Origin of the sequence: Pseudomonas halotolerans (genome assembly GCF_039581215.1) — a bacterium.
Lineage (GTDB): Bacteria > Pseudomonadota > Gammaproteobacteria > Pseudomonadales > Pseudomonadaceae > Aquipseudomonas > Aquipseudomonas tehranensis.
The window spans coordinates 212,712-236,606 of record NZ_JBCNTJ010000005.1 but is presented as its reverse complement, the minus strand read 5'-3'; the positions used below and the strand labels follow the sequence as shown (position 1 = coordinate 236,606).

The window sequence follows — 23,895 nt, the reverse complement described above, 5'->3', positions numbered from 1 at the left end:
TGAACCGGGTGTCAGGGCCTCCAGGCTTGGGCCAGGCTCGCCAGTGCGGCAGCGATCGCCGCTGGCGGCACGGCCGCGAAGCCCAGCACCAGCCCGGCGCGCACCTGTGTCGAGGCCGTGGTCGGCAACCAATAACTGCTCAAGCCATTGACTTCGACCCCCGCCGCCGTTGCCTGGGCAATCAGTTCGCGTTCCCGGGCGAGGCTGTCCACCAGCACCGTGACATGCAGCCCGGCCACGACGGTCGGCAAGGTGCCAACCCCCGCTATGTTTTTGGGCCAACCCGCCAGTAGCGCGTCTCGACGCACCAGCGCGGCCCGCCGCATGCGCCGGATGTGCCGTTGGAAATGCCCGGCGGCCATAAACTCGGCCATTACGGCCTGGGTGCTGACTTCGGAATGGCGCACGTCCACCGCGCGACGCCGGGCGAAGGCGTTGACCAGGCCCGACGGCAGCACCAGGTAGCCCAGGCGCAAGGCCGGGAACGCCACTTTGCCGAACGTACCGACGTAGAGCACCCTCCCCTGGCGATCCAATGCCGCCAAGGGCGCCAGGGGCGCGCCGCTGTAGCGGTACTCGCCATCGTAGTCGTCCTCGACGATCCAGCCGTCGTTGCGTTCGGCCCAGGCCAGCAATTCCAGGCGCCGTGGCAGGCTCATGACAACCCCGGTCGGGTATTGATGGGACGGGGTGACGTAGGCCAGCCGGCAATGGCTCAACCCAGCGAGTGCCGTGCAATCCAGACCCTCACCATCGACCGGCACACCTCTGACGTCGGCACCGGCGACGGCGAACGCATGCCCGGCCGCTCGATAGCCGGGGTTTTCCACCGCCACGACGTCGCCCGGGTCCACCAGCAGCTGTGCACAAAGGCTGATGCCCTGCTGGGCGCCACTGGTGATCACAATTTGTTCAGCCGTGCAGTGCAGCCCCCGGGAGCTGCGCAAGTAAGCGGCGATCAGCCCGCGCAAGCGCGCATCCCCTTGGGGATCGCCATAACACAGCTGCTGCAAATCCGGCTTGCGCCAAAAAGCCGCGCTCAGCTTGGCCCAGACGTCGAAAGGAAACAGGTCGAAAGCCGGCACACCGACCCTGAATGCTCGCGGAGGACCACTGGGCGGCTGGGGTAAATGGTGGTTTTCGACACGACTCAACCCATCGCTGTGGATAACTTTACTGGATGGAACCACAGGAAGATCGAGCCAATTTGTGGATAAGGCTGTGGGTAAGCCTGTTGAAAACCCTGTGGATACTTTTGTGGATATGTTTTTCAGCGGCAGGCTCATCGAGGACAGTTTCGCCACATAGGTGCCGTCCCCTACCCGCCCTTCGATGAAGCCCTCGGCGTAGAGCTGATCGTAGGCCCGCACCACACTGTTGCGCGAGATCGACAAGGCCGCCGCCAGGTCACGGCTGGCCGGCAGGCGCGTGCCGCTGGCCAGGCGGCCGTCCAGCACCCGGGCGCGCAACGCCTGGTAAAGCTGGCGGCTGAGCCCCTGGCGGCGGTCCAGCTCGATGCCGGCAGGGTTGAATGACAGTGGCGGCGCAACGTCGTGCATGACAGCCCTCGCGAATGGACCTATCGAATTGGCCGGAAGTGGCTCTTACAACAGACCAATAGCCTGCCTAGGATGCTCACATTCGCCAAGGAAAATCATCATGTATAACCCCAAAGCCTTTGCCGTCGAGGACCTGTCCCAATTGCACCAGATGATGGGCGATTGCCGCCTGGCCGTGTTGGTCACCCACGGTGAACACGGTTTGCAGGCCAGCCATCTGCCGCTGTTGCTGGACACGCAACAGGGGCCGAACGGCACCCTTTACGGGCACATGGCCCGGGCCAATCCACAATGGCGCGACTTGGAAGCCGGCGCCGAGGCCCTGGTGATATTCGCCGGTGCCGAGGCCTACGTCAGCCCGGGTTTCTACCCGAGCAAGGCCGAACACGGCAAAGTCGTGCCGACTTGGAACTACGTGGCCGTACACGCCTACGGCAGCGCGGAGGTGTTCAGCGACGCGCAGCGCCTGCGCAACCTGGTCGGCGCCCTCACCGCCCGCCACGAAACCACTCGCGAACAGCCCTGGAAAATCGACGATGCACCGCCGGAGTACATCGACAGCATGCTCAAGGCCATCGTCGGCTTCGCCCTGCCCGTCAAGCGCCTGGAAGGCAAGCGCAAGCTCAGCCAGAACCGCAGCCCCGCAGACGCCGCCGGGGTGCGCAACGGCCTTGCCGCCAGCTCCGACCCGCAGGACCGGGCCCTCGCCCACCTGATGCCTGAACCATCGTCCCAGGAGTGAACATGAGCCAACTCGACATCCGCCGCGTCAGCGCCGACGACCACGCCGCCTGGCTGCCGTTGTGGCAAGCCTACCTGCGCTTCTACAACACCGAACTGCCGGAAGCGGTCAGCCAAAGCACCTGGCAGCGCTTGCTTGACGAGCGTGAACCGACCCATGCTGCCCTGGCCTGGAAGGGCAACACGGCGGTGGGCCTGGTGCACTTTATCTATCACCGCTCGAACTGGAGCATCGAAAACTCCTGCTACCTGCAAGATTTGCTGGTGACACAACAGAACCGTGGCAACGGTGTGGGTCGCCAGCTCATCGAATTCGTCTACGCCACCGCCAAGGCCGAAGGCTGCTGCAAGGTGCACTGGTTGACCCACGAAACCAACGCCACCGCGATCCAGCTGTACGAGCGCATCGCCGAGCGCCCAGGCTTCATTCAATTTCGCAAAGCCCTTTAAGGAGCGCCCCATGTCGTCTTCACTCGCTGATTGGAAAGGTGTCCCGGCGCCGTCTGCGCAGTTGCTCGAAGGGCGTTTCATCCGCCTGGAAAAGCTCGATCCGGCGCGGCATGCCGACGGCCTGTGGCAAGCCCTCGAAGGCCCCGGGGCCGACCCGAAGCTCTGGGACTACTTGCCCTATGGCCCGTTCAAGGATCGCGACACGTTCGATGCCTGGCTGAACAACCACGCCGCCAACACCGACCCCTATTTCTTCAGCGTGATCGACCGCGCCAGCGGCCAGGTGCAGGGCATCCTCAGCCTCATGTCCATCGTCCCGGCCCAGGGCCGCATCGAGATCGGCCACGTGACCTTCGGCGCACCGATGCAGCGTTCGCCGAAAAGCACCGAGGCGGTCTACCTGCTGGCAAAGGAGTCTTTCGCCATGGGTTATCGCCGGCTGGAGTGGAAGTGCAACAACGGCAACGCTCGCTCCAAATATGCTGCCGAACGGCTGGGGTTCACCTTCGAAGGCGTATTCCGCCAGCACATGGTGGTCAAAGGACAGAACCGCGACACCGCCTGGTACTCGATACTGGACGCGGAGTGGCCGGCGATCGGCGCGGGGTTCGAGCGGTGGTTGAGCGAGGAAAATCAAAGCGCGGGCGGCCAGGTGCGCAGCCTGGCGGAATGTCGCTCGGCGTGTTGAACGAGGATGATCGCCACCGCGCATCCATGCGCGGCGGCGATCGTTCAGAACAGCTATCAAGGTTTAGGCGGTTTCCTCGTGTCCAGGAATGGCTTGATCAATTCGGGCGTCACCCTTCTTCGGGCATATTGCCAGGCCCATTGCGGAATGGTCCCATGGGCACTCACGTAACTGGCGAAGTTCAGTCGGTTGTGCTCCGGCGGCGCTTGTGAAAAATCGAAATTGTGGAGCAGGTACTGGGCTTGCCTTGGGCTCATGGTGTAGGCATCGAGGATCAGCCGGTGCGCCCGGGCTTCATCGTTCACCAGGCTGTCGATCAATGCGTCCATGAAAGCTGACTCGGTATTCAGCGAGCCCGGTCGTCCCAGCGCGAACCGAATGTTGTGATCGCTGAACTGCGGCCCGATCAAATCGCCCCACATTGTCCTGGCGCGCTCAGCCGTGATTCCACGTATGCCTTGAATGCTGCTCCAGAGATTTGGCTTGTTGAACAGGATCGCCATCCTGCTATTGGAAGGAGCGTGTCCAGACATGCTGAATAGCCTGGCGATCGTAGGCAGGTCAGTGTCCTTGACGTATCGCGTACCTTCAAGAAAGTTGAAGAAACGCATCAGGACCTGCCGATGGTTGAACAGGCTCCGCAGGTTCCAGTCATCGAACGGCTGCATCCAACGGATATCGACGCTGCCGTACGTCGCCACCTCGTCATACTGGCCACTGATGTATTCGGCCATGAGTAGAAGTCGCGCGTCGGACACCTTCGGGTCGCGTATCCATTGAGCAAGTATATTCAAAGGAAACAACCCCCCCAGGTTGGAAGCGACCACCGGAGATCTGAGGATGATATTGGCCCTTTCGAGCAAGTCAGGGAAACGCTCGAGGGCTACGGTGAGCAGGTCCACCAAGTCCTCGGCCCTGTCGTAATAGATGAATTGGTCCAGCAGATCCGACTCCTCATCCATGACATGGCCGGTTTCCTGCTCGTACCTTCTTTTCACCTTCTTCAAGTCGTCGGACTCTACCAGGAGGGCACCATTGAGCAGGTCTTCGAGCTGCGTTTCATTGAGATGAGCATGCACGGCCTGTTCGTAGCGGACATACGCCAGGTTATTCTTGGGGTGGTGATCGGTCAGCTCTCGCGCCTTGATGCCGTACTCGAGCATGATATGAACCACGTCCTGAGAGAGCATGAGGTACTCATTATTGAGCAACTCAGAAATTTCACTTTCCTGGACAGGCCCCAACAGTGTGTCCTCGAAAAATGCCCGCAGCGATTGGTTGTTTTGCGTGTAGTACGGAACGCTGCTCAGCATCGGGCGACCCGGCATCCGGGGTGACAGGTAGCTACCGATGTGTCGCAGTATCTCCGGTGGCAGGGCAGCGTCCTGTGCTTGATTCAATACCCTGCGGCCCATGTCCCTGGCGTACAGGTTCAAGTAGTTCAAGAGCGGTTGAAACAGGTTATGGGGGTTAGGCGCGCCATAGACTATCTGGGTCAGATCGAGCACCGCCGCCTCTTCCAACAGATGCTCCAGCGTATGCACGTTATCGGCCAGCGCTTGCTGCAACCCGGTGGGCTGCGTCACCAGGTAATTGCTTAGCTCCGGGTGTTGATCGATGTAGGCGGCGGCTTCATTGCGCAGTCCCTGCATCGAAAATCTCGGCTGCGCCTGCCCGTTGTTCAAGCCCCGCGCGATGGCATTGAAGAAGCAATCGCCGTCGGCCGCGAGCGTGACGTCCGTATTGTCAGCCAGCCTTAATGTGTAATGGTTTTCCCCCGTGCGTATCAGCACGACGTCCGTGCTTGACCTGAGCGGATGCGCGCCCGATGGGTAGCTGCTTTCGTGCTGACCTGGGGTGAAACGCACGGTCCAATCCCGGTGCCCATGGCGTCGATCGATGATCAGCAAGCTGCGATTTTGCGGCCAACTCGGAATGCGGGTGACGAATGAAGGCACCAGTTCCATGATCTGGACATCCCATACCCCCGGCGTACGGATCAGGTCGGAAACGGCACGAAGCGAAGGCGCTGATCGCTTGGGGTCTGAGGGGCCCGGTTGGGGAGAGCCTTCCGGCGACCGCTTGCCTCCGCCCAGGCCAGACCCTACGGCGCGCCACTCGCCATCGGGCCCACGGGCCACCGTGCTCCTCATCACCCCACTTGAGCGGATGCTCAACCCGGTGGCAGGGTTGACGATGGTGGCTTCGGTGGCCTTGAACGGCGTATGGTCATGCACTCGGAACACCGTCCCGTCGGGTTGCCGCACATACACTTGGCGCGTAACGCTGCCGGTGGTGCCATCGGTGATGGTGGGGCGGTAGAAACCCTGGGCATCCGCTGGCACCTCACGTAACAGCGAGGTATCCGTCACGGCATAACGGCGATAAAGCGCGTCCTCCAAGGGCAATCCAAACCGTGCTTCAGTCTGGCTCTGCCGAGCCGCTACCGGCAGGAAAGTCCCCTGGCCGCGCACCTTGACCGGCACGCTAGCGAGGCCTGGCGAGCGTCGGGTGTTTGCCACCGTATGCACAAACCTCAACGTGTCCAGGTGCGTGGGCACGGCACCAGTCCTGAGCACCAGCACGCCGGTTTTAACGGCCCGCGTCAGCATCTGGAAACCGGGAATAAGCAGCAGGCCAGCCAGGTCCATGACCAACTCCACCACCATCATCGCCAACCTCATGGCGGTTTGATTGCTGATATCGCGGTTGCTGTTGGAGCGGTGATCGGCATGGGCACTGTGGAAATTGACGTGGGCCCGGTGAAAGTTCTCGAGGAAATTGCCAGCGATCAAAAAGCCACGGACCAAGGGACGCCCGCGATATTGCCCCAATGCACGCTTTATCTCCTCAGGATCGAAGGTGGACATGCGCGAGCGGAAATACTTGCGCCATTCTTCTTGTTGCAGCAATCCTGTGACGCCGTCGCTCAGGTCCGAAAACTCATGGAAATCATCGCCATGGGGGCTGTCCGGAAAATAGACGCCCACCGTCCCCTCGATCTGGGGCCCCGGCTGGTCTGAAAGAATCAGCACGCCATCGATACTGATCGCGTTGCCCAGCGTGCCGTGCTGCGCACCGACAGTACCGCCCAAGAGCAGACCATAAAGGCGCACGCCTCGCCCGCCGACCGTCTTGCGCTTGGCGGCGGTGGGCGATTGCAGCACAGCCTCCAGCCAACCGGCGACCAGCTTCTGCGGCTTGGGCGAGCTGGAATCGGGGTCCACCACGACCGCCTTGAACACTTCGTCGCCCCTGAGCCCGGCCACATAGCCTTTGAATTCCAGACTGGCCAGGTATGCCGCCTGCCAGGCCACTTTGTATTGCGGTGTGTTCATTTGCTCACGAAGCAGGATTTCATAACGGCCACCGGCATCAATGCTCGACGCCATCCTGGCCAGTTCGGCCCCTGTCACTGTGATTAGAAAACCGCTTGTGGGGTGCCGGACACGTTGACCATGCCGATCGACAAGGTTGACGGCCGGCACTTCTCTCATCGCGTTCGGGTACTGCGGCGCACGCAGATTATCGAGCATCAGTTGCGTCATGCTGCAGATCCTGGACTGCCTTGGATTGGCCCGATCGCCGAAGAAAAGCCTGACCATGGTCCGGTCCGGATCGGGCTCTATGCGCGGGTGAATGGTTTTCTGGAGGTATTGCTTGACCTTCTGGTGAGTGAACTGCACCAGCGTCGGGACACCGCTTCCCAATGTGTAGGCGGCCTGGAGCGCCTGTTCTTCGAGACGGCGATAGCGGGCCTGTTCGGCCCGCGTCGCGGCTTTATAGAAACCCGGACGACGATTTTCCACCAAGGTTTCCTGGCGGGCCGCCAGTGGCCCGGCCAGTGACAACATGGGCAAGCCAAGGGCCTCTTCCGCCCGTTGGGCAAAGACATCCACGGACACCGTTGCGTTGCCCGGCGCAGCCAACACCGCCTCCAGGGCAGCACTTTGCATCTGCAGCAAATCCGCTGCCGCCACCTCGAACACATGCCCGGCCAGTTCAGTGGAAATATCCCGGATCGAGCGTTCCTGGCCCGCGTGGAGCGGACGGACGTTGTCGACCAGATCCTGAAAAGAATGAAACCGCTGCAGCCCGCGTTCCAGGGAATACAGGAACAACGAGGGCCGATCAGTGAACTTGATCACCATTGCCGCAGGCCATTTCTGCGGCGAGGCCGTGCCCTGGTCGAGCAGGACGGCATAGACATGCGGAATGGGCGCCCGTAACAGTCGGCTTCTGTCCGCCTGGGAAGGATGGGTGGTGATGATGTCCAGCAGGCGATCGTCATCGGCCTGCTGGATTCGCGCGGCTTGGGTGAGCGGAGCGGCAGGATCCCGATCCGCTTTATACAAATCGAACAGGTGCAGGAATCGTTGGGCAAGCAATTGGGCGAGAACCGCCTCAGCCGTGGACGGTGTGCTCGCCTCGCTGTCGTCACCACGGCGCTTGCCAAGGCGAAAGCGCGCCAGTTCGTCACGGAACTGACCTTTCACGCGGTCGTTCGTCGTGGGCCGAGAAATATGGAACACCGACGCCAAGGTCCGTAACGTCTGCGCGTCCGGTTGCCGGGCAAATACGCTGTCGGCCTCCTCCAGCGAGTCCGCACGGGTGAAAAAGCCGACGTCGCCCTTCGTGAAGTCAGGTGCCGCGTCGCTCAGCAAACCGTTGCGCAGGACATCGGTGAAACGCTCCGAAGACGTCAGGGAGCGGCCACCGGCCTGGTCCGTGGTAAAGCGGTTCACGTAGCAGTTATCCGGATCGATATCCGCAAGCAGCGATGCCCGGAATGTGTCGGCGGGAATCTTCGCCTTGAGCAGGCTGACCAGCAGGTTCCCAAGCACTCCATCGAAAGTGGGAAGGCCTGCAAACAACTGGGTGAGTTGAATCTGGTTGTCGTCCAGCAACTCCAGTTGCCTGAGTTGTACCCTTGCCTGGGCACTGAGCGGTTCGCTCTGGGGGACGACGGCGTTGGCCCGGTCGCCTTTGGAGAAAGTAGACATCTGAATGGTCCGGTTCTGATTGAAGAATCCGGACCCTATCGCGCCGTCGCAGCCAAAACGGCATACATATGTATAGCGTGGCTACACAGCGTGGCGAAAAACGTAATCCAACGTGTCGCCCTCTATCGATGCGGTGCTGATTCAGGCGCGGATGGAGCGGCATGATGGGAGGGCGTATCTCAAGCGCAGTTGACAGGACAGTTCCGAGGATCTTGTAGGCCATCGCTTCAGGCCATGGCAGCCAACGCGACGATGTCTGGATCGCAACCCGACCAGCCTACAGATTTCATCTGCTGTGTCTTGCCCAAGGCGAGGCGTTAGCCGGCATCGTGGTCAAGGTGGAATTTTTAAAGTGCGGACTCCTTCCAAAGAGAGGCCGCATTCGATGTCTATCCAACATTTACACCCACCCCAACAGCTTGCCCTGGCAATTGCCTGGGTGCTCGGTTGCGCCGACGTTTCAGCGGCTCAGTCACCAGCCGATATCCTCACAACCGCCGAGCAACAAGAGCACCTCAGAGCCTTCGCCGAAGCCCCGGACACCAAGCAACAGAATGCCATCGCCCCCCGTAAAGGCAACGCGAAATGGACTGGCAAGAATGACTTGGTCATCATCAGCGCAAATGCAAAATTCCCCGGGATCATTGATGGCGGCGGTGGAAAAAACGTTCTGCAACTGGACGCCGCCCAGCATCCAGTATTGGCTGAAACCCGCAATTTCATGGCTTTGCACGTTTCGAAAGGCGAATGGCAGCACACCGCAAGCTTCGCTGGCTGGGGCGTGATCGAGCCGGACACCACGTTGATCAACACTGGCCGAATTGACGGGCAGGTAGGCGTTCTCGGCAAGCTGGACAACACGGGAGTGATCGCCAATCGCGTGACTGTCGAGCCAGGTGCCCACATGACAAACGCTGGCGTGGTCAATGGGCAGGTTTATGTACAAGAGAAAGCCCGCTTCAGCGGCAATGGAACTGTGGATTTCTTGAGTATCGCGGGCCAGTTGGAAGTCGGCCCCGAAACAGGCGCCCCCTCCATTACCAAGGATTTGTCGTTGGCAGAGACTGCCGAACTGATCTACGGGGTTAATGCAGAGGGCGGTAGCGCCACGATCAACGTTGAAGGTAGCGCGCTCCTGAACAACGCGACGCTGACCGTCGCCGGCGTGCCGGGCGAATACATTGAAACCCGTGAGCACACGGTCATCCGCGCGGGGAAGATCGAAGGAGCGTTCGGCACGGTCTCCAGTAAGCTGGCCTTCATGACGGCGACGCTGACGCCCACCGATACGCAAGTCCACCTGACTTACGCCCGCAACGATGTTCCCTTCGAGCAAGCAGCAACGACCGAAAACGGCCAGGAATTTGCGACCCATATCGAAGCGCTGCAACCGGCCAAACCAGCAGCGCCCGCCCCCGTCGACGTGCCCACCGTTGCACAGGCAGCCGCAGCCAAACCCAGGATCGAAGCCCCGGCAATCAAACCTGCGGCGCCGCCAGAAATCACCAGCACCGCACCAGACCCCGGCGCCCCATTGCAAGCGGCCAAGCCAGTCGCAAAACCCAACGCCGCCATCAACGCCTTGCTCGGCAGCGATATGATGACCGCCGCCGACGCCATCGATCAACTGAGTGGCTATAACACTGCGGATCTGGGCAACGCCACCTTGAGCAGCATGGCGCCGATCAGCAGCGCAATGCTCTCGGCCATGGGCCAGAAAAACCCGGGGAGCGTGCATGCTGACGGTCAAGTCTGGGTTCAGGCCATCGGTAACAGCGGCAGTATCGGCAAACAGTTGGGCAGCTATGCGCTGAGACACTCGAGCAGAGGTGTGATGCTGGGAACCGACTGGGCCATCAGCCCGGATTGGCGCCTGGGCGTGATCGGCAGCAAGACGCAAACCCGGCTGGACAGCCGGCAGTTCGAGGGTCGGCTCGACAGTTGGCACCTGGGCGCCTATGCCTTGCGCCAGGACGGGCCATGGGCCCTGCGCCTGGGCGCCGTTTACGGCAATCATGACGGCAGCAACAAACGCCATGTGGTCTTCAACGGTTTCAGGGATCGCCTCAAAGGTCGTTACGATGCCCATGCGCAGCAGGTCTTTGGCCAGCTCGGTTACAACCTGAACATCGGGCACTTTGATATCGAGCCTTATGTCGACCTGGGCTATCAACGCTACCAACGCGATCGCTATTCAGAGAAAGGTGGCGACGCGGCGTTGCAGTTCAACGGCCAGACCCAGGACTATTTCCACAGCAACCTGGGCCTGCACCTCGCCCGGTCCTTCTCTCTTGACCAAGGCATGCGACTGACGCCGCGCTTGAGTCTCGGTTGGAAACATCACTACGGCGAGACCCGAGGCACTTCCCGCCAGGGCCTGGCCGGCGCAGGCAAGTCGTATACCGTCGAAGGCGTCGAACTGGACCGTGACAGCCTGCTCTTGGAAGCAGGGCTGGAGCTGGCCGTTTCGCCTCAGCATACCCTGGGGGTGAGTTACATGGGTGAAGCCGGCCAGGACAACCGCAACGGGGCGCTGACGGGCCAATGGCGAATGATGTTCTGACAAGCAAAAAAAAGGGGAGCACATGCCCCCCCGAGGTTAAACGTTTGTATCGAGGCTGTTAGCTCAGCCTTCGATCTCGATCAGGATCTCGCCCGGATTGACTCGGTCGCCCTTGGCGACATGAATGGCGGTGACCTTGCCGGCGATAGCCGCCTGCACTTCGGTCTCCATTTTCATGGCTTCGGTGATCAGCACCGCTTGGCCCGCCTTCACCACATCGCCCTCCTTGACCAGCACATCGACGATGTTGCCTGGCATGGTGGTGCTCACATGGCCCGGCGCAGTGGCTTGTTTGCGCTTGCTGCTGCCGCCGCCGACAAACTCATTGAGCGGTTCGAACACGACCTCTTCGGGCATGCCGTCGATGGACAGGTAGAAGTGCCGCTTGCCTTCAGCCTTGACGCCCACCCCGGTAATGTCGACGCGGTAGGTTTCGCCGTGAACGTCGATGACGAACTCGGTCGGCACGCCTTCACCGCTCGCCGAGCTCACACTGCCCGCCTCAGGGATTGGCAACAGCACTTCCGGGGTCAAGGTGCCGGCTTCGCGTTCTTCGAGGAACTTGCGGCCGATGTCCGGGAACATGGCGTAGGTCAGTACGTCTTCTTCGGATTTGGCCAGTGCGCCAATTTCGCCACGCAGCTTGGTCATTTCCGGTTTGAGCAGATCGGCCGGACGCACATCGATCACGTCTTCGCTGCCGATGGCCTGGCGGCGCAGCTTCTCATTCACCGAACCTGGAGCCTTGCCGTAGCCGCCCTGCAAATAGAGCTTCACTTCGTTGGTGATGGTCTTGTAGCGCTCACCGGCCAGCACGTTGAAAAACGCCTGGGTGCCGACAATCTGCGAGGTCGGGGTCACCAGGGGCGGGAAGCCAAGGTCTTCGCGCACCCGTGGAATCTCTGCCAACACCTCGTTCATGCGGTTCAACGCGCCCTGCTCTTTGAGCTGGTTGGCCAGGTTGGAAATCATCCCGCCCGGTACCTGATTGACTTGCACCCGGGTGTCCACCGCCGTGAACTCGCTTTCAAACTGGTGGTACTTCTTGCGCACCGCATAGAAATACAGGCCGATTTCCTGCAGCAATTCCAGGTTCAGGCCGGTGTCGAACTCGCTGCCCTTAAGGGCCGCGACCATCGATTCGGTGCCTGGATGGCTGGTGCCCCAGGCGAAGCTGGAGATCGCGGTGTCGATGTGATCGGCGCCGTTTTCGATCGCCTTGAGCTGGCACATCGCGGCCAGGCCAGCCGTGTCATGGGAGTGGACAAAAACTGGCAGCGACTGCTCGCTCTTCAGCGCCTTGACCAACTCACCCGTGGCATATGGGGTCAGCAGGCCGGCCATGTCCTTGATCGCCACCGAGTCGCAACCCATGGCTTCCATTTGCTTGGCCTGGGCGACGAAAGCCTCAATGGTGTGCACCGGGCTGGTGGTGTAGGCGATGGTGCCCTGAGCGTGCTTGCCAGAGGCCTTCACCGCCTCGATGGCGACCCGCAGGTTACGCACGTCGTTCATCGCATCGAAAATACGGAACACATCGATGCCGTTGACCGCAGCCTTGGCCACGAACGCCTTGACCACGTCATCGCTGTAATGGCGATAGCCCAGCAGATTCTGGCCGCGCAACAGCATTTGCAGACGAGTGTTGGGCAGCGCCGCGCGCAGTTGACGCAAGCGCTCCCACGGGTCTTCCTTCAGGAAACGCACGCAGGCGTCGAATGTTGCGCCGCCCCAGACTTCCAGCGACCAGTAGCCGACTTTGTCGAGCTTGTCGCAGATCGGCAGCATGTCTTCGGTGCGCATGCGGGTGGCGAGCAGCGATTGGTGGGCGTCGCGCAGGATTGTGTCGGTAACAAAGATCTTCTTGGACATGGTCATACTTCCTTACAGGCCTGCGTGGGCGGCAATGGCGGCGGCGATGGCCAAGGCCAGCTCTTCGGGTTTGCGCTTGATCGAGTAGTTGGTCAGCTCAGGATGGCTTTCGACGAAGCTGGTATTGAACTGGCCGCTACGAAATTCCGGATTGCGCAGGATTTCCTGGTAATACGCCGCGGTGGTCTTGACCCCCTGCAGGCGCATGTCATCCAGGGCCCGCAGGCCACGGTCCATGGCTTCTTCCCAGGTCAGCGCCCAGACCACCAGCTTCAGGCACATCGAATCGTAGAAGGGCGGAATGGTGTAGCCGGTATAGATCGCCGTGTCGGTGCGCACGCCTGGGCCGCCGGGGGCGTAGTAGCGGGTGATCTTGCCGAAACTGGGCAGGAAGTTGTTTTTCGGGTCTTCGGCGTTGATCCGGAACTGCAGCGCGAAGCCACGATGATGAATGTCTTCCTGCTTGACCGACAACGGCAGGCCGGAGGCGATGCGGATCTGTTCGCGAACAATGTCGATGCCGGTGATTTCTTCGGTGATGGTGTGTTCCACCTGCACCCGGGTGTTCATCTCCATGAAGTACACCTCGCCCTCGGCGAGCAGAAACTCCACGGTGCCGGCATTTTCGTAGCCCACGGCCTTGGCGGCGCGCACCGACAGGTCACCAATGTAGGCGCGCTGCTCAGGTGTCAGTTGCGGGCTGGGGGCGATCTCGATCAGCTTCTGGTTGCGACGCTGGATCGAGCAATCACGCTCGAACAGATGCACCACGTTGCCAAAGCTGTCACCCAGGATCTGCGCTTCGATGTGTTTGGGATTGACGATGCATTTTTCCAGGAACACTTCCGCCGACCCGAACGCCTTGGTGGCTTCGGAAATGACGCGCGGAAAGGCCTGTTCGAGTTCTTCACGGCTGTTGCAGCGACGGATACCCCGACCACCGCCACCGGACGTAGCCTTGAGCATCACCGGATAACCGATGCGGTCGCCTTCGGTCAGGGCCTCTTCGATGCCCGCTACGTTGCCTTCGGTGCCCGGCGTGACCGGTACGCCGGCCTTGATCATGCTGCGACGCGCTTCGGTCTTGTCGCCCATGCGGCGAATGACTTCAGCCGACGGGCCGATGAATTTGATCCCGCGTTCGGCGCAGATGTCCGCCAGCTCGGCGTTTTCCGAGAGAAAACCATAACCGGGATGCAACGCATCACAACCGGTTTCCACGGCCAGGTTCACCAGTTTGCGCGGGTTGAGATAGCCGGCCAGCGGATCGGCGCCGATACTGTGGGCCTCGTCTGCACGCTTGACATGCAATGCGTGGCGGTCCGCGTCGGAATAGACCGCGACCGAGCGAATGCCCATCTCGGCGCAAGCACGCACGATGCGGACGGCAATCTCACCACGGTTGGCGATCAGGATCTTTGTTATCACTTGGTGGTTCCCTTGAGCCGGTGGTACCACGACCTGGAGCTTCAGGTCGACGCGTGACCAGATGTAACAATCGGTCGCAGCACCACACTAGTCCTGGCTGGGGATTAACAAAAATGAATATTTATTGGGTCGTGCATAAGCAAAGACTTATAGTTGATCCATTCGTCCCGGGCCGGAGCCTATAGAAAATGCGTAAGTCATTGATGCGTATGACATTGCGTCAACTGCAGATTTTCAATGAGGTATGCGACCTGAGGTCTTACAGCCGCGCAGCCGACGAAATGTCTCTCACACAACCGGCCGTGAGCCTACAGATTCGGTCGCTGGAGGAGCTGATTGGCCAGCCGCTGTTCGAGTACGTAGGCAAAAAACTCTACATGACCGAGGCCGCCGAAGCCCTTCAACGCGCCAGCCGGGACATCTTCGGGCGCCTGGAAAACCTCGACATGCAATTGTCGGACATGCAGGGCTCGCTGCAAGGCCAACTGAAGCTGGCGGTGGAATCCAGCGCCAAGTACTTCGTGCCGCACCTGTTTGCCGCTTTCAAGCGCCAGCACCCGGAGGTCAACCTCAACCTCACGGTAGTCAATCGGGGCCAAGTGATCCGAAGGCTCTCGGACAACCGGGACGATTTGGTAATCATGTCCATGGTGCCTCAGGACATGGGCCTGGAATTCCTGCCATTTCTCAACAATCCAATCGTCGCCGTGGCGCCGCCCGACCACCCGCTGTGCCACATGGGCCCGCTGCGCCTGCAAGACCTTGAGCCGTATACGTTGCTGCTGCGCGAGCCGGGGTCAGGCACGCGGCTGGCCTGCGAGGAATATTTCAAGGAGAAACGGGTGCATTTCAGCCAGACACTGGAAGTGGCGTCGGCGGAGGCCCAACGCGAATGCGTGCTGGCGGGGCTGGGCGTGGCGCTGCTGACGCGCCACGCCGTAAGCCGGGAGCTGGTATCCGGCGCTCTCATCGAGTTGCCGGTGGAGGAGCTGCCGCTGTACCGCAGCTGGTGCCTGGTGCAGGCCAGGGCGAAGCGCCTGTCACCGGTGGCTCACGCCTTCCTGGCGTTCGTTCGCGGCGAGCGCGCTCAGATCATTGGCCTGGTTGGTCGTTTCGACGGGAAGCCGCCGGTGCTGCCTGCCAATAGTTGAATGCTGCTGCGTCCGGAAACTCGCTGATTTCGGCCAGCAACTGGCGCTGCTCATAGCGGTCTTCGATGGCACGACGGAACGCCATGCGGCGCTGGTCTTCCTGCTGACGACGGGTTTTGACGGCGCTGCGTTCTTCGTAGGACTGGGTCATGTCGAGACTCCCAAGACGTATACGGGAGCTTTACGATGAAGGCGCGGGATGACGGTTTGGCGGCGCGAGCGTTACAGAACGATGAATTCGGGCAAATGCCGTTTTGTGGCGAGGGGATTTATCCCCGCTCGGTTGCGCAGCAACCGCAAAAAACGGGGCCGCTGCGCGCCCCAGCGGGGATAAATCCCCTCGCCACAAAAGCCTCCTCGACAAAGAATCGGAGAGACCCAATCAGTCATCCAGCGCCTTCACCGACTTGGGCGACAGCCGCAGGCTGCGCAGGCTGCGCTTCACGCTCTTGAGATGGTTGACCAGGCTCGGGCCGCGCGCCATGGCGACGCCCATCGCCAATACGTCGATCACCACCAGGTGGGCAATGCGCGAGGTCAACGGCGTGTAGATCTCGGTGTCTTCATGCACGTCGATGGCCAGGTTCACCGTCGAAAGCTCGGCCAGTGGCGTCTGGCTCGGGCACAAGGTGATCAACGAGGCGCCGCTTTCGCGCACCAGGTTGGCAGTGATCAACAAATCTTTGGAGCGCCCCGACTGGGAAATGCAGATCGCCACGTCGGTGGGTTTCAGGGTGACCGCCGACATCGCCTGCATGTGCGGGTCGGAATAGGCCGCCGCCGTGAGCAGCAAACGGAAAAACTTGTGCTGGGCATCCGCCGCCACCGCGCCTGAAGCACCAAAGCCATAGAACTCGACGCGCTGAGCCTGAGACATGGCTGTGACGGCTTTTTGCAAGGCCACCGGATCGAGTTTCTCGCGAACCTCCATCAGGGTATGCAGCGTGGTGTCGAAGATTTTCAGGCTGTAGTCGGCGACCGAATCGTCTTCATGGATGGCAAACTGACCGAAGCTCGCACCCGCGGCCAGGCTTTGCGCCAGTTTGAGTTTCAGGTCCTGAAAACCCGAACAACCGATGGCTCGGCAGAAACGCACAATGGTCGGTTCGCTGATGCCAACGCTGTGGGCAAGATCGGCCATGGAGCTGTGCATCACGGCCGCAGGATCAAGCAATACGTGATCGGCGACTTTCAGCTCCGACTTGCGCAGCAGATGGCGTGACTGGGCGATGTGTTGCAACAGGTTCAAGGGACTGGACTCTTGTTATTGGCAGAAGCCGGGATGTAGCAAGCTTGTAGTTATACTACAAGAATCGGCTTTTTGCCCGCCCAATCCGTAACTCAATCTCCCGGTTTCATGCCGCATGCGTGCCATGTAGCAACGGCGGGCTAGCAATCATCCCGATTGGCCCATAACAACGCGGCCAACCCTTGGGCCTCAACCGGTCGGCTGATGAGATAGCCCTGAACCTCATCACAGTGTTCGGCTTTCAGAAATTCGAGTTGCTCTGGTCGCTCGACGCCTTCGGCCACCACTTTGAGCGACAACCCATGGGCCATTGCTATGATTGCCCGGGTAATGGCCGCGTCTTCGCTACCCTCCACCAGCCCACGAATGAACGCCTGATCGATTTTCACGTAATCCACCGGGATGCGCTTGAGATAACTCAGAGACGAATAGCCCGTGCCAAAATCATCGATCGCCAACTTGACGCCGAGGTCGCGCAATTGCTGGAACGTGGCGATGATGTGTTCGACGCTGTCGAGCAACTGGCTTTCAGTCAGCTCCAACTCCAGGTATTGCGGTGCCAGACCGGTTTCTTCCAGCACTTGCCGAACCAGGCTGACCAGCTTGCCCTGGCGCAACTGATGCACCGACAGGTTGACCGACACCCTGATCGGCGCCAGGCCCTCACGCTGCCATTGGCACGCCTGCCAACAGGCCTGGCGCAACACGAACTCGCCGATCGGCCCGATCAGCCCGGTCTCTTCGGCCAGGCTGATGAAGTCTCCCGGCGGGACTCGCCCCATGAGCGGATGATCCCAGCGCACCAATGCCTCGGCGGCGTTCAGGCGGCCTGTCGCCAGGCACAATTTGGGTTGATAAAAAACCTTCAATTGCTGCTCTTCCAGGGCCTTGCGCAGCTGGTTCTCCAGTTGCAGCCGCTCCAGCGTGCTGGCCTGAAGGCTGTCGGTATAGAACTGGAAATTGTTGCCGCCCAAATGCTTGGCATGTTGCATGGCCATGTTCGCCTGACTGACCAGCGTGGAAATCTCCCGCGCGTTGTCAGGCAACATACTGATGCCGATCGAGGCACTGACCACCAGTTCATGGCCCTCGATGGTCAGCGGCAGGCGCAGCTTGGCGGACAATCGGGTCGCCACCCGCGCCAGGCTGGAGAGGTTGCCGTAGGCATCGAACAGCACCCCGAACTCATCGCCGGATAAGCGGGCGATGGTGTCCGCTTCGGGCAATGCATTGATCAGACGGCGGGCCATCTTCTGCAACAGCTGGTCAGCAACATCATGGCCGAGGCTATCGTTGAGGAGCTTGAAACGGTCCAGGTCGATATGCAGCAATGCCAGGCTGCGTCGTCCGCCCTGGCGTACCCGTTGGTGGGCTTCGTGCAGGCGCTCGCGGAACAGTGAGCGGTTCGCCAGCCCGGTGAGTTCGTCGTAATGGGTCAGGTAGCGCATTCGCTCTTCGGACTCGCGCCGGGCCGAAAGATCGGCGAAGAAGCCCACGATATGGCTGACATTTCCCCGAGCATCACGCACCACGTTCAGTTGCAGCCACTGCGGATACAACTCGCCATTGGCCCGGGCCTCCACCAGCTCACCTTGCCAGGTGCCGTACTGCTTGAGCGCCTGGCGAATGACCGGGTAGTGCCGACGGGCATCACGACTGCATGGCAGATCGACCACATTGCGCCCGAGCATGTCATCGATATTAAAACCGGTGACCCGCGTGAAGGCCTGGTTGGCGGCCAGCAGCGCGTAATGCGGGTCAAAAATCACAATGCCTTCGCTGGCGGCCTCGAAAACCGTGGCCGCCAATTGGCGCTGTTGCTCGAGCTCTTTACGAGTGCTGATGTCTCGCCGGGTGCCGACCATGCGCAGCACTCGGCCACTCGGGCTGCGCTCCACGGCCCGACCGCGGTCTTCGATCCAGACCCAATGGCCATCGCCGTGACGTACGCGGTATTCGATCTGGTAGTCCTCGCTGCGGCCTTTGAGGTGCTCAACGAGGGCGCGTTTGAGGGCCGGCACGTCTTGAGGATGCAGGCGCGGGGTCAGATGGCTGAGCATCGCTGTGATGTACTCGGGCTCCAGGCCGAACAGTTCCTTGAGCTGGGTGTGATGGACTTCGTCGGTTTGCAGGTTCCAGTCCCACAGCCCCAACTCACTGGCCTTGAGCGCCAGGTCAAGACGCGCTTCGCTCTTGCTCAGGGCCTGGCTGGTCGCCTCCAGTTCGAGACTGCGCTGTACCACGCGCGCCTCCAGTCCTACCTGGGCCGACCGCAGTTTTTCCTCGGCGCAGCGGCGTTGTTCGACTTCCCGGCCAAGCGCCTCGTTGAGTTGCGCGCTACGGGCTTGCGCCTGCTGCAAATGTTCGATCAGCGCCTGATTCTGAAACCTTCGCAGCATGCCACTTTGTATCAACCGGTTGACCTGCCAGGCGACCACGCTGAGCGAGACCAGTACGACCAGCCCGAGCCAGCCCCATCCGCGCTGCTGTTCATCACCGCCCCAGAATAGATAACCGATGGCCGGCAACAGGCACGGCAAGGTAAAGGACAAAAATGCCGGGAGGCTCACGGCATAGGCAACGCTGGCCGACAGGGTAGCTGCGCCTATCAGGCCGAAGACCCAGGCTTGTTGCTCGAAGCTGTCAGTCGGAACCAGCGCGATGCCCGCCCCGGCCAACGTCAGGCCGGTCATTGCCGAGCCGAGCAAAAACATTCGCAGCCAGACCGGGTGCGCCTGACGGCTGGGTATCGCTGAATCGAAGGCTGCCACCTGAATGACCCGTAGCGCTACCAGCGAAAGCAACCAGACCAGCCAGACGCTGACCTGAAAATGACGCGAAGGCCCCCACAACAACGCGGCGCAAACCAGGCCGTTGACCAGCATGAACAGCGTGGGCAGCAGCGAACCCTGATACAACAGCCTTGTGCGTTCGACCGCCATTTCCGTGGCGTACTGCTTGCAGATGATCCGTGGTTCCACACAGGGGCCCGCCAGATCGGAATTTAGGGTCATAGGCACTTGTTCTTGTTCTTATTCAGCGGAGCATGGAGAACCCGAAACATTCAGCGAGCATACACAAGGCAACGGCCATCCCACACTGCCCAAGCTGATAAAAATGCTGAAAAAGTCGCTATTTCATTGGGTCACGGGCCCTTCAAGCGAGCCCCGGCAATGCCTGTGGCCCATGACCAACCGGTCATCCCCAACCGGTCTTTTATCGGCTCGCGCAAAGCTCGGTTTGCCCGGGGTGCCGCCGCACCCTAGAATGCCTCGATGCGCGATGATCTCTCCCTTCTGCTGAACTCCCTCAATGACGCCCAACGCCAGGCTGTAGCAGCCTCAGTGGGTCGACAGTTAGTCCTGGCCGGTGCCGGCTCCGGCAAGACCCGAGTGCTGGTGCACCGTATCGCCTGGTTGATCCAGGTCGAGAACGCCTCGCCCCACTCGATCCTGTCGGTGACGTTCACCAACAAGGCCGCTGCCGAGATGCGCCATCGCATCGAGCAGTTGATGGGCATCAACCCGGCCGGCATGTGGGTCGGCACCTTCCACGGCCTGGCGCACCGCTTGTTGCGGGCACATTGGCAGGAAGCCGGCCTGAGCCAGACGTTCCAGATTCTCGACAGCGACGATCAGCAGCGGCTGGTCAAGCGGGTGATCCGTGAGCTGGGCCTGGATGAGCAGCGCTGGCCGGCTCGTCAGGCCCAGTGGTTCATCAACGGCCAGAAAGACGAAGGCCTGCGCCCGCAACACATCCAGGCCAGCGGCGATCTGTTCCTGGCGACCATGCGCAGCATCTATGAAGCCTACGAGGCGGCGTGCCAGCGCGCTGGTGTGATCGACTTCTCCGAACTGCTACTGCGCGCACTGGACCTGTGGCGCGACCACCCAGGCCTGCTGGCGCACTATCAGAAGCGCTTCCGGCATGTGCTGGTGGACGAGTTCCAGGACACCAACGCCGTGCAATACGCGTGGTTGCGCCTGCTGGCCAAGGGCGGCGACAGCCTGATGGTGGTGGGTGATGACGATCAGTCGATCTACGGCTGGCGCGGCGCCAAAATCGAGAATATTCATCAATACTCGGCGGACTTTCCTGACGCCCAAGTGATCCGCCTGGAACAGAACTACCGCTCCACCGCCGGCATCCTCAAGGCCGCCAACGCCCTGATCGCCAACAATACCGGGCGCCTGGGTAAAGAGCTATGGACCGACGGCGGCGAAGGCGAAGCGATCAACCTCTATGCCGCCTTCAACGAACACGATGAAGCCCGCTACGTGGTGGAAACCATCGAGAGCGCGCTGAAAACCGGCCTGGCCCGCAGCGACATCGCCATCCTGTATCGCTCCAACGCCCAGTCCCGGGTATTGGAAGAGGCCTTGTTGCGCGAACGTATCCCGTACCGCATCTATGGCGGCCAGCGCTTCTTCGAGCGCGCCGAAATCAAGAACGCCATGGCCTACCTGCGCCTGCTGGAGGGCCGCGGCAACGACGCAGCCCTGGAGCGGGTAATCAACGTGCCGACCCGGGGCATTGGCGAGAAAACCGTCGAAGCGATTCGCGACCACGCGCGCCACAGCCATGTGTCCATGTGGGAAGCCATGCGCCAGCTGGTTGCCAACAAAGGCATGACCGGTCGCGCCGCCGGTGCACTGAAGGCGTTCATGGACCTGATCGAAGACCTGGCCACCAAATGCACGGACATGCCGCTGCATTTGATGACCCAGACCGTTATCGAGCAGTCCGGCCTGATCGCCTACCACGAAGCGGAAAAGGGTGAGAAAGGCCAAGCCCGGGTGGAAAACCTTGAGGAGCTGGTCAGCGCCGCCCGAAACTTCGAGAACACCGAGGAAGACGAGGAGTTATCGCCACTTTCGGCCTTCCTGAGCCATGCCTCGCTGGAAGCCGGCGACACCCAGGCCGACGAGCATGAAGACAGCATCCAACTGATGACCCTGCACAGTGCCAAAGGCCTGGAATTCCCCTACGTCTTCCTGGTGGGCATGGAAGAGGGCCTGTTCCCGCACAAGATGAGCCTGGAAGAGCCGGGGCGCCTGGAAGAGGAACGACGCCTGGCCTACGTTGGCATCACCCGCGCCATGCAGAATCTGGTGCTGACGTACGCCGAGACCCGGCGCCTGTACGGCAGCGAAACCTACAACAAGGTGTCGCGCTTCGTACGTGAAGTGCCCAAAGGCCTGATTCAGGAAGTGCGGCTGTCCAACAGTGTCAGCCGTCCGTTCGGCGGCGGCCAGCAGCAAAGCACCAGCAGCCTGTTTGGCGGCAGCGACATCCCGGAAACCGGCTTCAGTCTCGGCCAGACCGTACGACATTCGGTGTTCGGCGATGGCGTGATCCTCAACTTCGAAGGCGCCGGCGCCCAGGCACGGGTTCAGGTGAACTTCAGCGAAGGCAGCAAGTGGCTGATGCTGGGGTATGCCAAGTTGGAAGCGATCTAGAGATTTCGTAAGAAGCACCTTGCTGTGGGAGCAAGGCTTGCCCGCGAGGCGGTGGCACATTCGACACAGATGCGTCAGACCGATCGATATCGCGGGCAAGCCTTGCTCCCACGGGTCTCTCCCCTTCCCACATTAGCTTCCGACCGAACTTATTTCCTTTTCCTACAGCCCAAAGCGAACAGACCCTCTTGCGCGGCTGAACCTGAACCTCACCTGTCACGCAAAAGCCCGAAACACTCTGCCGCTAGCCAGCAACAGTTCACCTGTGCAACATGGCGCGCGTGCTATCCACAAATGGGAATGCCCTTATATGAAACGTTTTCTTAGCATCGCCATGGCGTTGTGCATCGGCCTGACGATGGCCATCGACGCCAATGCCGCCAAGCGCTTTGGCGGTGGTAAAAGCTCGGGCGCTGCCCCGACCCACCAGACCAGCCAGATGGCACCGTCCTCTGCGGCCGGCTCTACCGCGGCTACTGCGGGCGCGGCCGGTGCGGCTGGCGCCGCCACCAAGGCCAGCGGTGCTTCGCGCTGGCTCGGCCCCCTGGCCGGCATCGCCGCCGGTGGCCTGCTCGCCTCCATGTTCATGGGCGACGGCTTCCAGGGCATGCAGATCTTCGACATCCTGATCATGGCGGTCATCGCCTTCCTGGTCTTCCGCTTCATTGCCGCCCGTCGTCGCAAGCAGCAGGAGCAACTGGCTCCGGCCGGTCATGCGCCGATGCAACGTGAGGTGTTCAACCAGCAACCGGCCAGTGGTTCGATCTTCGGTGGTTCGGCAGCCCCCGTGGCTGCTCGTCCGGTGATCAATGCGCCAGCCTGGTTCAACGAAGAGCGCTTCATCGAAGCTGCGCGCAACCATTTCATGTCCCTGCAGCAACACTGGGATGCGAACGAAATGGACAAGATCTCTGAGTTCGTGACCCCGCAACTGCTGGAATTCCTCAAGCGCGAGCGGGCCGAACTGGGCGATGGCTTCCAGTCGACCTACATCGACAATCTGCAAGTACAGCTGGACGGTGTTGATGATCGCGCCGACAAGACCATCGCCACCCTGACCTTCAGCGGTGTGTCGAAGGACTCGCGCTTCGACAAGGGCGAAGCGTTCAGCGAAAGCTGGAACATGGAACGTGCCCTGGGCGATGACCAGCCTTGGCTGGTGGCCGGTATTCGCCAGAACGGTTGAACCTCTGCGCGTTTTGCATGTTGAAATAAAAGAACCCCGGCTCAGGCCGGGGTTTTCTATTTCACGGTTGCATCTATAGCGAGCTACTGTATAAACCGCTCCATATAAACCGCGCCATCGAGAAAGAGGATCCCGGACGTGGAAGAAATCATCGAACAATTGCGTGAAGCCAACGAACCCGTACCGGTTCCACTGGAGTTGCCTGACGAAGACTTGCTGGTAGAGATCGAAGAGCAGCTGTTCATCGATATTCCGTTCGTATTCAGAGAATTTTTGCTGACGGTCAGCGATGTCGTCTACGGCAGCCTGGAACCGGTGACCGTCACCGATCCACAGTCCCATACCTATCTGCCAGATGTGGCCGCCAATGCCTGGGATGCCGGTGTCGACCGTAGCCTGATCCCGATCTGCCAGGACGGCGACGACTATTACTGCGTCGAAGAAGACGGGACCGTGGTGCTGTGGCAGGCCGAAGAAGAGCTGATTGCCGAAGAAACCTGGGAATCCGTCTGGCACTGGGCCCGGGACGTCTGGCTGGAAAGCTGA

Annotated in this window: 15 protein-coding genes; 8 read left to right on the top strand and 7 right to left on the bottom strand. The window is 60.9% G+C overall.

Features of this window, described 5'->3' with window-relative positions:
- Positions 1–11: 11 nt before the first annotated feature.
- A complete protein-coding gene (gene pdxR / locus AAIS01_RS09805) occupies positions 12–1,559 on the bottom strand; it encodes a MocR-like pyridoxine biosynthesis transcription factor PdxR (RefSeq protein WP_343468802.1) in 1,548 nt (515 codons plus the stop codon).
- A gap of 100 nt (positions 1,560–1,659) precedes the next feature.
- On the opposite strand from pdxR, the gene AAIS01_RS09800 reads away from it, so the two are divergent.
- From AAIS01_RS09800 to AAIS01_RS09790, 3 genes are read left to right on the top strand one after another with little or no spacing between them, the layout of a single operon-like run.
- The gene (locus AAIS01_RS09800; RefSeq protein WP_343468801.1) at positions 1,660–2,301 is read left to right on the top strand and encodes an FMN-binding negative transcriptional regulator; all 642 of its coding nucleotides are present in this window, start codon (positions 1,660–1,662) and stop codon (positions 2,299–2,301) included.
- Between the two features lie 2 nt (positions 2,302–2,303).
- Positions 2,304–2,750, top strand: a complete 447-nt coding sequence (locus AAIS01_RS09795) for a GNAT family N-acetyltransferase (protein WP_343468800.1) — start codon at positions 2,304–2,306, stop codon at positions 2,748–2,750.
- Positions 2,751–2,760: 10 nt separating this feature from the next.
- A complete protein-coding gene (locus AAIS01_RS09790; RefSeq protein ID WP_343468799.1) occupies positions 2,761–3,438 on the top strand; it encodes a GNAT family N-acetyltransferase in 678 nt (225 codons plus the stop codon).
- Between the two features lie 56 nt (positions 3,439–3,494).
- Here the strand turns inward: AAIS01_RS09790 and AAIS01_RS09785 are convergent, their stop codons facing one another.
- Entirely contained in the window at positions 3,495–8,441 is a 4,947-nt protein-coding gene (locus AAIS01_RS09785; RefSeq protein ID WP_343468798.1) for an OTU domain-containing protein, read from the bottom strand.
- A 385-nt stretch (positions 8,442–8,826) separates the two neighbouring features.
- Here AAIS01_RS09785 and AAIS01_RS09780 point away from each other — a divergent pair, with 385 nt between their 5' ends.
- On the top strand, positions 8,827–11,004 hold the full coding sequence (locus AAIS01_RS09780; protein WP_343468797.1) for an autotransporter outer membrane beta-barrel domain-containing protein: 2,178 nt from the start codon (positions 8,827–8,829) through the stop codon (positions 11,002–11,004).
- A gap of 63 nt (positions 11,005–11,067) precedes the next feature.
- Here the strand turns inward: AAIS01_RS09780 and oadA are convergent, their stop codons facing one another.
- Positions 11,068–12,876 (bottom strand): sodium-extruding oxaloacetate decarboxylase subunit alpha, encoded by a 1,809-nt coding sequence (gene oadA / locus AAIS01_RS09775; protein ID WP_343468796.1) that lies wholly within the window; start codon positions 12,874–12,876, stop codon positions 11,068–11,070.
- Between the two features lie 12 nt (positions 12,877–12,888).
- Positions 12,889–14,304: an acetyl-CoA carboxylase biotin carboxylase subunit gene (locus AAIS01_RS09770; RefSeq protein ID WP_092399521.1), complete on the bottom strand. Its 1,416-nt coding sequence runs from the start codon at positions 14,302–14,304 to the stop codon at positions 12,889–12,891.
- 188 nt (positions 14,305–14,492) lie between these two features.
- Here AAIS01_RS09770 and AAIS01_RS09765 point away from each other — a divergent pair, with 188 nt between their 5' ends.
- Positions 14,493–15,455: a LysR family transcriptional regulator gene (locus AAIS01_RS09765; RefSeq protein WP_343468795.1), complete on the top strand. Its 963-nt coding sequence runs from the start codon at positions 14,493–14,495 to the stop codon at positions 15,453–15,455.
- Here AAIS01_RS09765 and AAIS01_RS09760 read toward each other — a convergent pair.
- From AAIS01_RS09760 to AAIS01_RS09750, 3 genes are all read right to left on the bottom strand, one after another.
- Positions 15,397–15,606 (bottom strand): PA3496 family putative envelope integrity protein, encoded by a 210-nt coding sequence (locus AAIS01_RS09760; protein ID WP_343468794.1) that lies wholly within the window; start codon positions 15,604–15,606, stop codon positions 15,397–15,399. The genes AAIS01_RS09765 and AAIS01_RS09760 overlap by 59 nt on opposite strands.
- Before the next feature lie 231 nt (positions 15,607–15,837).
- A complete protein-coding gene (hexR, locus tag AAIS01_RS09755; RefSeq protein ID WP_003187110.1) occupies positions 15,838–16,704 on the bottom strand; it encodes a transcriptional regulator HexR in 867 nt (288 codons plus the stop codon).
- A gap of 140 nt (positions 16,705–16,844) precedes the next feature.
- Entirely contained in the window at positions 16,845–19,718 is a 2,874-nt protein-coding gene (locus AAIS01_RS09750) for a putative bifunctional diguanylate cyclase/phosphodiesterase (RefSeq protein WP_343468793.1), read from the bottom strand.
- 261 nt (positions 19,719–19,979) lie between these two features.
- Between AAIS01_RS09750 and uvrD the strand changes: the two genes are divergently transcribed.
- From uvrD to AAIS01_RS09735, 3 genes are all read left to right on the top strand, one after another.
- On the top strand, positions 19,980–22,163 hold the full coding sequence (gene uvrD, locus AAIS01_RS09745) for a DNA helicase II (protein WP_343468792.1): 2,184 nt from the start codon (positions 19,980–19,982) through the stop codon (positions 22,161–22,163).
- A 310-nt stretch (positions 22,164–22,473) separates the two neighbouring features.
- Positions 22,474–23,349, top strand: coding sequence for a Tim44 domain-containing protein (locus tag AAIS01_RS09740; protein WP_092399531.1), 876 nt, complete (start codon positions 22,474–22,476; stop codon positions 23,347–23,349).
- A gap of 138 nt (positions 23,350–23,487) precedes the next feature.
- Positions 23,488–23,895: an SMI1/KNR4 family protein gene (locus AAIS01_RS09735; protein WP_003187120.1), complete on the top strand. Its 408-nt coding sequence runs from the start codon at positions 23,488–23,490 to the stop codon at positions 23,893–23,895.